This is a genomic window from Streptomyces sp. LBL, from assembly GCF_029893585.1.
Taxonomy (GTDB): Bacteria; Actinomycetota; Actinomycetes; order Streptomycetales; family Streptomycetaceae; genus Streptomyces.
Genome location: NZ_JARXYX010000011.1, coordinates 80309 through 92321, shown reverse-complemented (window position 1 = coordinate 92321; position 12013 = coordinate 80309). Strand labels below are relative to the sequence as shown.

Below are 12013 nucleotides of genomic sequence, written 5' to 3'. Positions count from 1 at the left end.
GTACGGATGTTCACTGCTGTGGGGGCCGGATGTGCGTGAGCCGGGTGTGATCGGATACCAAGAGCACATGGCGGTCTTCGTCGCGCTCGGCGCGTTCCTGATGACGCTGGCCGGCGGCTGGACGGCACTGCGCGTGACCGACCGCCGTCATCTCGTCCTGGGCCTGGCCGGCGGCCTGATGCTCGGCGTGGTCGGCCTCGACCTGCTGCCGGAGGCGTTCGAGGCGGCCGGCACCGAGGTCTTCGGGGTACCGGCGGCCCTGCTGCTGTTCGTGGCCGGGTTCCTCCTGGCCCATATGGTGGAACGCCTGCTCGCGGTACGCCAGGCCGCGCACGGAGCGGAGGACACCGCTCACCGGGCGCCGCCCACGCGCGCCGGACCGCTCGACACCGACGTGCCCCAGGGGCTCCGCGACGGCCGGGCGCCCCAGGTGGGTCTGACGGCGGCGTCCGCGATGGTCGGCCACAGCGCCATGGACGGGGTGGCGATCGGCGCCGCCTTCCAGGCCGGCGGCGGCATGGGCGCGGCGGTCGCGCTGGCCGTCGTCGCCCATGACTTCGCGGACGGCTTCAACACGTACACGATCACCAGCCTGTACGGGAACGCCCGCCGCCGAGCCCTCGCCATGCTGTTCGCGGACGCGGCCGCCCCTGTGGTGGGCGCGGCCTCCACGCTCTTCTTCACGATCCCGGAAGGGGTGCTCGGCGGCTATCTCGGCTTCTTCGGCGGCGCGCTCCTCTATCTCGCCGCCGCCGAGATCCTCCCCGAGGCCCACCATGAACACCCCGCCCGCTCGACCCTGCTGTGCACGATCGCGGGGGTGGCGTTCATCTGGCTGGTGGTGGGGGTGTCCGGCTGACACTCCGGTTCTTGAGGGGCTGGTTCTTGCCGGGCTGGTTCTTGAAGTGCTCACAGTTTCCCGCCCCGGCCGCCGTCCCGCCGCGCGGGCGCGATGAGCGTGGAGAGATACGGCAGGGGAGCGCCGTCGAGGTCGGCGGCCGGCCGGATGGACTCGGACTCCAGACCCAGCGCCGACCCCCATACGGCGTCCTCGATCCGCCCGGTCTGCCGCAACGCCTCGGCCACCTCCCCGGCCTGCCGCCCGAACTTGTAGGCGACGACGGTCCCGGGCCCGTTCAGCGCCTCCTTGAGCACGGCGGCCCCGGCGGTCACGGGCACCAGGGTCAAGGGCTCGGTGCCCTCGGTGAGAACGGCCCCCGAGCGCGCCGCGAGGTCCTGCATGGCGGTGATCCCCGGCACGGTCTCGACCACCACGTCCGGCACCGACGCGCTGATGGTCTGCGCGAGATAGGTGAAGGTGGAGTACACGTTCGGATCGCCGATGGTCGCGAAGGCCACGGACCCGTGCTGCCGCAGCAACTCGGAGACCCGCGCCCCGGCCGCGTCCCAGGCGGCCTCCCGCCGCTCCCGGTCGCTGCGCTCGTTCAGCGCGAACACCACCCGGACGACCTTCTCCTCGGGCACGTAGTGCAGGACGGTCGCTTCGGCCCGGCCCCGCTCGCCCCCGTCCTTTCCGTCAGACGCAGCCATGACGGGTACGACGACCACGTCGGCGGCGCGCAGAGCGTTGACGCCCTTGACGGTCACCAGCTCCGGATCTCCGGGCCCGACCCCGACCCCGACCAACCTGCTGCTGCTCATGACGTCCGGCACCTCTCCACGAACCGACGGGCGACACCGGGCTCGGACGCCCAGTGCGTGTGCAGATAACTCGCGTGCACACTCTGCTGTACGAAACCTTCGAGCCGCCGTCGAGGGGTGCGCACACCCCAGGCGGCGACCTCCCCTGCCTTGGGCTCCACCACGGTCCGGTGGAACTCGTGGCCCCGCATCCGGGTCCCCGCGACGGCCAGCACACTGTCACTCACGGCCACGGCGTCCCGATACCCGAGCGTGAGCTGCTCGCTCATCCCCCCGACGGCGTCGAGCACCCCGCACAGGGGCTGCCCGTCGAGCTCCCGGCAGAGATAGAGCAGCCCGGCACACTCGGCGGCGACGGGAGCGCCGCTCTCCGCGAGGCGTGCGATGGACTTGCGCAGCGGCTCGTTGGCGGACAGCTCGGCGGCGTACACCTCGGGGAAGCCGCCGCCGATGACCAACCCGCTTGTTCCCTCGGGCAGTTGCTCGTCGCGGAGCGGATCGAAGGGGACAACTTCGGCACCGGCCGCGGTGAGAAGTTCCGTGTGCTCGGCGTAGGAGAAGGTGAAAGCGGGCCCCCCGGCGACGGCGACTGTCACCTTTGAGCCGGGGCCGGCTGCACTCAGCCCGTCCTGGGGGTCCCCCCGCTCGAGCGAAGCCGAGAGTGGGGGAGTTTGCGGACGAGGCCGGTCCAGGACCGACAGCGGGGGTCCGGGGGCGGCAGCCCCCGGGGAAGGGGAGGGAAGGGGCGGCGGGGGCGAAGAACCCAGCGCCTCAGCCGCGTCCCACGCCGCACCCGACACCGCCCCCGCACTCCGCGCGAGCACCGTCAACGCCTCAAGATCACACCCGGCGGAGACCTGCTCCGCCATGGCGGCGACGGCCTCCACCGCCGAAGCCCGCCGCTCGGCGACCGGCACCAGTCCCAGATGCCGCGACGGCGTGGACACCTGAGCCACCCGCCGCAACACCCCCAGCACCGGCACCCCGGCCGACTCCAACGCCTCCCGCAACAACTCCTCGTGCCGGTCCGACGCCACCTTGTTCAGGATCACGCCCCCGATCCGCACCTGCGGATCCCACGAAGCGAACCCGTGCACCAGCGCGGCCACCGACCGCGACTGCGACGAGGCGTCCACGACCAGCACCACCGGCGCCCGCAACACCTTCGCCACCTGCGCGGTGGACGCCAGTTCACCCTCCCCCGCGGCCCCGTCGTACAGCCCCATCACACCCTCGACGACGGCGATGTCAGCACCGCGCGCTGAGTGCAGGAACAGCGGAGCCATCAGCTCCGGCCCGCACAGGTACGCGTCGAGGTTCCGCCCCACCCGCCCGGTCGCGAGGGCGTGATACCCGGGGTCGATGTAGTCCGGCCCGACCTTGTGCGGGGACACGGCGAGCCCCCGCGCGGCGAACGCGGCCATCAGCCCCGTGGCGACGGTGGTCTTGCCGCTGCCCGAGGAAGGCGCGGCGACGACCAGCCGGGGGACGGACGAGGACATCACCACTCGATACCTCGCTGCCCCTTCTGCCCGGCGTCCATCGGATGCTTGACCTTGGACATGTCGGTCACGAGGTCCGCGAAGTCCACCAGCTTCTCCGGGGCGTTCCGCCCGGTGATCACGACGTGCTGGGTGCCGGGCCGGTCCCGCAGCACGGAGACGACCTCGTCGGTGTCGATCCAGCCCCAGTGCAGGGGATAGGCGAACTCATCCAGCACGTACAGCTGGTACGTCTCGGCCGCGAGGTCCCGCTTGACCTGCTCCCACCCCTCCCGGGCCTTCTCCTCGTTGCTGACGTTGTCACCCTGGAGGTCCCGCTGCACCCACGACCAGCCCTCGCCCATCTTGTGCCAGGCGACGGTCCCGCCCTCACCGGAGTCCCCGAGGACCCGCAGCGCCCGCTCCTCGCCGACCTTCCACTTCGCCGACTTGACGAACTGGAACACCCCGACCGGCCACCCCTGGTTCCAGGCCCGCAGCGCGAGCCCGAAGGCGGCGGTCGACTTGCCCTTGCCGACTCCGGTGTGCACGACGACCAGCGGCCGGTTACGGCGCTGGCGAGTCGTCAGCCCGTCATCCGGTACGACACTCGGCTGTCCCTGCGGCATTACGCGGCCCTCCTCGAAGTTCCCTGAACATCCCTGACCAGCCCGGCGATCGAGTCCGCCCGCAGCTCGTCCAGCGTCACCGCCGTACCGCCCAGCTCACCCGCGAGCTGCCCGGCCAGCCCCAGCCGCACCGGCCCCGACTCGCAGTCCACGACCACGGAGGCGACCTCGTCGGCCGCGAACAGCCGCGCCGCCCGCCCGGCGAGAGCGACGGGTTCGGGCCCGCCGGTCGCCCGCCCGTCCGTCACCACGACGACCAGCGCCCGCCGCGCGGGATCCCGCAGCCGCTCGACCCGCAGCACGTCATACGCCTTGAGCAGCCCGGCGGCAAGCGGCGTCCGCCCACCGGTCGGCAGCGACTCCAGCCGTACGGCGGCCGCGTCGACCGACGAGGTCGGCGGCAGGGCCACCTCGGCGGCCGACCCGCGGAAGGTCACCAGACCCACCTTGTCCCGCCGCTGGTACGCGTCCAGCAGCAGCGACAGCACGGCGCCCTTCACGGCACTCATCCGCTGCCGGGCCGCCATCGAACCCGAGGCGTCGACCACGAACAGCACGAGATTCCCCTCGCGCCCCTCCCGGGTCGCCTGCCGCAGATCGTCGCGGCGTACGACCAGCCCCGGCCCCGACCGCCCGCGGGCCCGCTGATGCGGCGCCGCCGCCTGCACGGTCGCCGCCAGGTGCAGCTTGGTCAGTGCCCCCCGGGGCCGCCGGGCCCCGGTCGTCCGCCCGTGCTCGGTCCGCGCCCGCGACCGCCGCCCGGAGGCACCCTCACCGAGACCGGGCACGCTGAGCACCTTGGTACGGAAGGGCTCGGCGGCCCGCGCCGGCTGTCGCTCACCGGAGCCGCCACCGGAGGTCTCCGGCTCACCGCCCTCCCCGGCCTCGGGCCGCGCCCCGGTGTCACCGGCCCCCTCGGCAGGTCCTTCCGAAGGCGGCTGCCCGCCGTCTCCGTCGCCTCCGCCGGGTCCCGGCCCGTCGGGATCCGGATCCTCGTCGTCGGAACCGCCCCCGAACTCCTCCAGCGTCTCGTCGAGCTTGTCCTCGTCGAGTCCCGGCGCGTCGAAGGGATTACGGCGCCTGCGGTGCGGCAGCGCGAGCAGCGCGGCCTGCCGTACGTCCTCGGCGAGCACATCCGTCCGTCCGGCCCAGGCCGCCAGCGTGGTCGCCGTCCGTGCCATCACGATGTCGGCGCGCATGCCGTCCACCTCGAACGCCGCGCAGGTCGCCGCGATCTGCCGCAGCGCCCCGTCGCCGAGCCGCACCGACGGCAACAGCTCCCGCGCCGCCACGATCCGGGACCGTACGGCGGCCTCCTCGTCCGCCCAGCGCGTGGCGAAGCCGGCCGGGTCGTCGTCGTAGGCGAGCCGCCGGCGCACGACCTCGACCCGCTGGTCGGGCTCCCGGGAGGCCGCGACCTCGACGGTCAGCCCGAACCGGTCGAGCAACTGCGGACGCAGCTCACCCTCTTCGGGGTTCATCGTCCCCACGAGCAGGAACTTCGAGGCATGCCGTACGGAGACACCTTCGCGCTCGACGTACGAGGCGCCCATCGCCGCCGCGTCCAGCAGCAGGTCGACCAGATGGTCGTGGAGGAGGTTGACCTCGTCGACGTACAGGATGCCGCGGTGCGCGTCGGCCAGCAGGCCCGGCTCGAACGCCTTCACGCCCTCCGACAGGGCACGTTCGATGTCCAGCGCGCCCACCAGCCGGTCCTCCGAGGCGCCGACCGGCAGCTCGACCATCCGCGCGGGCCGGCCGACCCCGGCGCCGGGCTCGTGCGGACCGTCCGGGCAGGCGGGGTCGGGAGCGGCCGGGTCACAGGAGAAACGGCAGCCGGGGACGACCGGGACCGCGGGCATGAGCGCCGAGAGCGCGCGCACGGCCGTGGACTTGGCGGTGCCCTTCTCGCCGCGCACCAGCACACCGCCGACCGCCGGCGACACGGCGTTCAGCAGCAGCGCGAGCCGCAGGTCGTCCTGGCCGACCACGGCCGTGAACGGGAACGGGGTACTCACTTGTCGTCGCCCTCCAAGTCGCCTTCCAGCTCCAGGTAGGTGGCCCGCAGCCGTTCCAGGGTGTCCGCGTCCGGCTCGGCCCACAGGCCGCGGTCGGCGGCCTCCAGAAGCCGTTCCGTGATGCCGCGCAACGCCCAGGGGTTGGACTTCCTCATGAAGTCCTGGTTCTCCGCGTCGAAGACGTACTCGGCGCTGAGCTTCTCGTACATCCAGTCGTCGACGACCCCGGCCGTGGCGTCGTACCCGAAGAGGTAGTCGACGGTCGCCGCCATCTCGAAGGCGCCCTTGTAGCCGTGCCGTCGCATCGCCGCCATCCAGCGCGGGTTGACCACCCGGGCCCGGAAGACCCGGTGGGTCTCCTCGCCCAGCGTGCGGGTCTTCACCTGGTCGGGAGTGGCCGAGTCACCGACGTACGCCTCGGGGGAGGTGCCCGTCAGATGGCGCACCATGGCGACCATGCCGCCGTGGTACTGGAAGTAGTCGTCGGCGTCGACGAGGTCGTGCTCCCGCGTGTCGACGTTCTTCGCGGCGACGGCGATCCGCTTGAACGCCGTCTCCATGTCCCCGCGCGCCGCGCGCCCGTCCAGCCCGCGCCCGTAGGCGTAGCCGCCCCACACCGCGTACACCTCGGCGAGGTCGGCGTCGCTGCGCCAGTTGCGGGCGTCGATCAGTGGCAGCAGTCCGGCGCCGTACGCGCCCGGCTTGGAGCCGAAGACACGGGCGGTCGCGCGCCGCCGGTCGCCGTGTTCGGCGGTGTCCGCGTCGGCGTGCGCGCGGACGTAGTTCTGCTCGGCGGTCTCGTCCAGCTCGGCCACCGCCCGCACGGCGTCGTCGATCAGCCCGACGACGTGCGGGAACGCGTCCCGGAAGAAGCCGGAGATGCGGACCGTGACGTCGATGCGGGGCCGGCCCAGCTCGGCCGGCGGTACGACCTCGAACCCGGTCACCCGGCGCGAGGCGTCGTCCCACACGGGGCGGCAGCCCAGCAGCGCCAGGATCTCGGCGATGTCGTCGCCCTGCGTACGCATCGCGGACGTACCCCACACCGTCAGACCGACGGACTTCGGGTACTCGCCGGTGTCCTGGAGGTACCGCTGCACGAGCGAGTCGGCGAGCGCCTGCCCGACCTCCCAGCTCAGCCTGGACGGGATCGCCTTGGGGTCGACGGAGTAGAAGTTCCGGCCGGTCGGAAGGACGTTGACGAGCCCGCGGGTCGGCGAACCCGACGGGCCGGCCGGGACATGACCGCCGTCCAGCGCCTTGAGGATGTGGTCGATCTCGTCGGTGGTCTTCTCGAGCCGCGGTACGACCTCGTCGCAGGCGAACTCCAGCACGGCGACGGCGGCGGGGAGCGGGGTGCCGACCACGTCCGTGATGAGGTCGCGGCTTTCGGCCGCCACCCACCCGCGGGTCTCCATGCCCTCCGCGATCCGCCGGCACAGCTGCTCCAGCAGATCGATGGCGTCGGCGGCCGAGCGCGCGGGCCCGTCCACCAGCTCCGTCAGCTCCACCGGGACCTTGACCGGCGCTCCCGGCTCGGCGAGCAGCTCCTTCTCACTGAGCCCGAAATGTTCCGCCAGGCAAGCCCGCAGCCCCGGCAGCGCGTTCGCCTGCCCGCCCCACACCTGCGAGGCGCGCAGCACGGCCAGCACGAGGTTCACCCGCGGCTCGCCGACCGGACCGCCGCCCAGGATGTGCAGCCCGTCCCGGATCTGCACGTCCTTGATCTCGCACAGATAGCCGTCGATGTGCATCACGAACTCGTCGAACGCGTTGTCGTCCGGCTGGTCGTCGACATGCAGGTCGTGGTGCAGCTCGGCGGCCTTCACCAGCGTCCAGATCTGCGCGCGGACGGCCGGTGCCTTCGTCGGGTCCAGGTCGGAGACGAGCGCGTACTCGTCGAGCAACTGCTCCAGCTTCGCCAGGTCGCCGTACGTGTCGGCCCGCGCCATCGGCGGCACCAGGTGGTCGACGACGGTGGCGTGTCCGCGCCGCTTGGCCTGGGTGCCCTCGCCGGGGTCGTTGACGATGAAGGGGTAGATGAGGGGGAGTTCACCGAGGACGGCGTCGGGGGCGCAGCTCCGGGAGAGCCCGAGTCCCTTGCCCGGCAGCCACTCCATCGTGCCGTGCTTGCCCATGTGCACGATCGCGTCGGCGCCGAACCCCCCGTCCGATGACGCGGCCTCCAGCCACCGGTACGCCGCCATGTAGTGGTGCGACGGCGGCATGTCCGGGTCGTGGTAGATCGCGATCGGGTTCTCGCCGAAGCCGCGCGGCGGCTGGATCATCACGACGACGTTCCCGAACCGGAGGGAGGCGAGCACGATGTCGTCCCCGTCGAGGTAGAGGGAGCCCGGCGGTTCGCCCCACGCCTCCAGCATGGCGTCCTTGAGCGCCGGGTCGAGCGTGTCGAACCAGGCACGGTAGTCGGCGAGCGGCACCCGGGCCGGCGCGGACGCCAACTGCTCCTCGGTGAGCCACTCGACGTCGTGGCCGCCGGCGTTGATGAGGCGGTGGATCAGCTCGTCACCGTTGTCGGGGTGCCCCTCGACGACGTACCCGGCATCCCGCAGCGTGTCCAGCACCCGCACCGCCGACGCGGGCGTGTCCAGCCCGACCGCGTTCCCGACGCGCGAGTGCTTCGTCGGATAGGCCGTGAAGACCAGCGCCAGCTTCTTCTCGCCGTTCGGCTGGTGCCGCAGCCGCGCGTGCCGTACGGCGATCCCGGCGACCCGCGCGGCCCGCTCCGGGTCGGCGACGTACACGGGAACGTCGGCCGTGTCGTCGACCTGCTCCTTGAAGGAGAACGGCACGGTGATCAGCCGCCCGTCGAACTCCGGGATCGCCACCTGCATCGCCGCGTCCATGGGGGAGAGGGCGGCGGAGGACCCCTCCCAGGCGCTCTTCGAGGACGTCAGGCACAGACCTTGCAGCACCGGGATGTCGAGGTCGGCGAGGGCACCGATGTCCCACGCCTCCTCGTCCCCGCCCGCCGACGCCTTCGAGGCGTGCGTGCCGCCGGCGGCGAGAACGGTGGCGATCAGGGTGTCGGCCCGGCCGAGGGTCTCGTACAGCCCGGCGTCGGCTCCGCGCAGCGAACCGCAGTACACGGGGAGGGCGTTGGCGCCCCGCGCCTCGATGGCGTCGCACAGCGTGTCCACGAAGGCGGTGTTGCCGCTCAGCTCATGGGCCCGGTAGAAGAGCACGCCGACCGTCGGACGGCCCTCGACCCATGCCCGTTCGCCGTGGACCCCGTACTCGGGCATCTTCTGCGGCTCGACGAACCCCTCACCCGTCAGCAACACGGTGTCGGAGAGGAACCGCGCGAGCTCGGTGAGGTTGGCGGACCCGCCCTCGACGAGGTACCTGAGCGCCTCGGCCACCACACCGGCGGGTACGGACGACTCGGCCATCAACTCCGCGTCGGGCACGGCCTCACCGCCGAGCAGGACCGTGGGGATCCCCGACGCCTTCAGGACGGCCAGCCCGTCCTCCCAGGCCCGTTTACCGCCGAGGAGCCGTACGACGGCGATGTCCGCGCCCTCGACGAGACCGGGCAGCTCCGCCGCGACGTCCACCCGGGTCGGATTCCCGATCCGGTACGAGGCCCCGGCAGCGGCCCGGGCCGCCAACAGGTCCGTGTCGGCGGTCGACAACAACAACACTGTGCTCATGCGGGCGCTCCCGGTGGAATGAAAGGCAGTCCTTGCGGCGCGCCGGACTCGATGAGCCGCCACAGCGCGTCTGTGTCCGCGTGCTGTTCGATCAGGTCGCCGAGCCGGTCGAGCTGCTCCTCGCGCAGCGCGGCGAACGAGGTGTCGGGCGCCGGTACGAAACGGCGGCCCGCGGCGGCGGCCACCTCGCGCAGGAAGGCCCGCCGGAAACCGTCCGACTCCAGTGAGCCGTGCCAGTGGGTGCCCCAGGTCTGTCCGACCCGGCAGCCGTCGAGAGGGTGTCCTTCGCCATCGGAGATGAACGCGTCTCCACCGGTGACGTCGGCGACCCCGTGGTGGATCTCGTACCCCTCGACGTGCTCGCCGAGGGCCTCGCCGACGGGCCGGGTCAGGGTCTTCTCGCGGGCGAACCGCACCCGCACGGGCAGCACACCGAGCCCGTCGACATGGCCTCGCCGGCTCTCGACCTCGTCCTCGATGTGGTCGCCGAGGACCTGGAAACCACCGCAGATGCCGAGAACCGGCCGCCCCTCGGCGGCCCTGCGGCTGATGGCCTGCGCCAGCCCCCGCTCCCGCAGCCACTCCAGGGCACGAACCGTTCCCCGGGTTCCCGGAATCACCACGAGGTCGGCGTCCGTCAGCTCCTCCGCCCGGTCCACGAACCGCACGACGACACCCGGCTCGGCGGCCAGCGCGTCCACGTCGGTGAAGTTGGACATCAGGGGGACCGCGCAGACGGCGACCCGGAGGACGTCCTCGCCGACGGGCGGGGCCACGTTCGACTCCCGGACCGTGCCCCGCAGAGAGACCCGCAGCCCGTCCTCCTCGTCGATGCCGAGCCCGTGCCGGAAGGGCAGGACGCCGTACGTGTGCCGCCCGGTGAGCGAGTGCAGCATGTCGAGCCCCGGCTCCAACAGGGAGACGTCCCCGCGGAACTTGTTGACCAGGAACCCGGCGACGAGGGCCTGATCCTCGGGCGCGAGCAGCGCCACGGTCCCGAAGAAGGATGCGAAGACACCCCCGCGGTCGATGTCACCGACCACGAGCACGGGCAGCCCGGCGTTCCGGGCGATCCCCATGTTCACGATGTCCGTCCGCCGCAGATTGATCTCGGCGGGAGAACCGGCCCCCTCACAGATCACGGCGTCATACGTGCCCCGCAGCTCAGCGAGACAGTCGAGAACCGTCCCGAGCAGCTTCTGCTGCCGCCCGCCGTGGTACCCGCGTGCACTGAGCTCCCCGACCGGCTTCCCCAACAGCACGACCTGACTGCTCTGCTCACCGCCCGGCTTGAGGAGCACGGGGTTCATCAGCGCGGTCGGCTCCACCCGGCAGGCCTGCGCCTGCATGGCCTGGGCCCGCCCGATCTCGGCACCCTCGCGCGTCACGAACGAGTTGAGGGACATGTTCTGCGCCTTGAACGGCGCGACCTTGACCCCCTGCCGCACCAGCCACCGGCAGATCCCCGCGGTGACGACACTCTTGCCGGCGTCGGAGGTGGTACCGGCGACGAGGAGACCACCACCGTTCGCGAAACGCTGTCCCGCGTTCGGGTTCGCCGCGTTCGGGTTCACGAGGCACGTCCCTTCGCCACGAACCGGGCGGTGACACTGACGGCGAGCGCGAGCAGACCGACCCGCCGGGAGAGCCGTACGGCCCGTTCGACGTCCTGCGTGGTGACGGCCCGCCCCTGCCCGTTGAGTACGGGCCGGTGCTCGACACGTCCCCCGTACGACAGCGTCCCGCCCAGCCGTACCCCGAGCGCCCCCGCGAACGAGGCCTCCACGGGCCCGGCGTTGGGGCTCGGGTGCTGCGCGGCGTCCGCCTGCCAGGCCCGCACGGCACCGCGCGGGTCCGGCCCGGCCAGGGCCGCGAGTACGGCGGTCAGCCGCGCCCCCGGCCACCCCGCCAGGTCGTCCAGCCGCGCGGAAGCCCAACCGAACCGCCGGTACCTGGGCGATCGGTGTCCGACCATGGCGTCGAGGGTGTTGACGGCCCGGAACCCGAGAAGCCCGGGCACACCCCCCACGGCGCCCCATACGAGCGCCCCCACCACGGCGTCGGAGGTGTTCTCGGCGACGGACTCGACGACGGCCCGCGCGATCCCGTCGGCGTCCAGCGCCTGCGGATCCCGCCCGCACAGACGCGGCAACCGCGCCCGCGCTCCGTCGACATCCCCCGCCTCCAGCGCCCGCCCGATGCTCCGCGCCTCCCGCGCCAGCGAAGTGCCCCCGACGACGGCCCAGGTGGCGGCACCGGTCAGCGCGACGGAAGCGGCAGGGGACGGGCGTACCGCACGAGCGGCCACGGCCCCCAGCGTGACGGCGCCTGAGGCGCACACCACGGTGTGCAGCGCGCCCCACCCGCGGTGGTCACGCCACAGCATCCGCTCCACGGCACCCGCGGCACGCCCGAACACGGCGACCGGATGCCCACGGCGGGGATCGCCGAGGAGCAGGTCACCGAGGAGGCCGGCGGCGGCGCCGTACGCGAAGACGCGATCGGCACCCATCGGCTCAGCCGACCGCGGGGACGGGCAGGATGGGGGT

At 72.6% G+C, this 12013-nt stretch carries 8 protein-coding genes; 1 reads left to right on the top strand and 7 read right to left on the bottom strand.

Annotation, left to right across the window (positions count from 1 at the left end; translation table 11 throughout):
- Nucleotides 1–67 precede the first annotated feature (67 nt).
- Nucleotides 68–859 (top strand): ZIP family metal transporter, encoded by a 792-nt coding sequence (locus M2271_RS15630; RefSeq protein WP_280887804.1) that lies wholly within the window; start codon nucleotides 68–70, stop codon nucleotides 857–859.
- A gap of 50 nt (nucleotides 860–909) precedes the next feature.
- Here M2271_RS15630 and cobI read toward each other — a convergent pair whose 3' ends face one another.
- The 7 genes from cobI to M2271_RS15595 are packed head-to-tail and all read right to left on the bottom strand — an operon-like array spanning nucleotide 910 to nucleotide 11976.
- Nucleotides 910–1662, bottom strand: a complete 753-nt coding sequence (gene cobI / locus M2271_RS15625; RefSeq protein WP_280887803.1) for a precorrin-2 C(20)-methyltransferase — start codon at nucleotides 1660–1662, stop codon at nucleotides 910–912.
- Entirely contained in the window at nucleotides 1659–3164 is a 1506-nt protein-coding gene (locus M2271_RS15620; protein WP_280887802.1) for a cobyrinate a,c-diamide synthase, read from the bottom strand. Before M2271_RS15620 ends, cobI begins: the two co-directional genes overlap by 4 nt.
- Entirely contained in the window at nucleotides 3164–3772 is a 609-nt protein-coding gene (cobO, locus tag M2271_RS15615) for a cob(I)yrinic acid a,c-diamide adenosyltransferase (protein ID WP_280887801.1), read from the bottom strand. Before cobO ends, M2271_RS15620 begins: the two co-directional genes overlap by 1 nt.
- Nucleotides 3772–5790, bottom strand: a complete 2019-nt coding sequence (locus tag M2271_RS15610) for a putative cobaltochelatase (RefSeq protein WP_280887800.1) — start codon at nucleotides 5788–5790, stop codon at nucleotides 3772–3774. Before M2271_RS15610 ends, cobO begins: the two co-directional genes overlap by 1 nt.
- Complete coding sequence (cobN, locus tag M2271_RS15605) at nucleotides 5787–9464, bottom strand: cobaltochelatase subunit CobN (RefSeq protein WP_280887799.1); 3678 nt, start codon at nucleotides 9462–9464, stop codon at nucleotides 5787–5789. The genes M2271_RS15610 and cobN overlap by 4 nt, the downstream gene beginning before the upstream one ends.
- Nucleotides 9461–11038, bottom strand: coding sequence for a cobyric acid synthase (locus M2271_RS15600; protein ID WP_280887798.1), 1578 nt, complete (start codon nucleotides 11036–11038; stop codon nucleotides 9461–9463). The genes cobN and M2271_RS15600 overlap by 4 nt, the downstream gene beginning before the upstream one ends.
- On the bottom strand, nucleotides 11035–11976 hold the full coding sequence (locus M2271_RS15595; protein ID WP_280887797.1) for a cobalamin biosynthesis protein: 942 nt from the start codon (nucleotides 11974–11976) through the stop codon (nucleotides 11035–11037). Before M2271_RS15595 ends, M2271_RS15600 begins: the two co-directional genes overlap by 4 nt.
- Between the last annotated feature and the right edge of the window lie 37 nt (nucleotides 11977–12013).

Coding starts and splice junctions, on each gene's coding strand:
- M2271_RS15630 (WP_280887804.1), top strand. CDS start 68: ATGGCGGTCTTCGTCGCGCTCGGCGCGTTCCTGATGACGCTGGCCGGC.
- cobI (WP_280887803.1), bottom strand. CDS start 1,662: ATGAGCAGCAGCAGGTTGGTCGGGGTCGGGGTCGGGCCCGGAGATCCG.
- M2271_RS15595 (WP_280887797.1), bottom strand. CDS start 11,976: ATGGGTGCCGATCGCGTCTTCGCGTACGGCGCCGCCGCCGGCCTCCTC.
- cobO (WP_280887801.1), bottom strand. CDS start 3,772: ATGCCGCAGGGACAGCCGAGTGTCGTACCGGATGACGGGCTGACGACT.
- cobN (WP_280887799.1), bottom strand. CDS start 9,464: ATGAGCACAGTGTTGTTGTTGTCGACCGCCGACACGGACCTGTTGGCG.
- M2271_RS15620 (WP_280887802.1), bottom strand. CDS start 3,164: ATGTCCTCGTCCGTCCCCCGGCTGGTCGTCGCCGCGCCTTCCTCGGGC.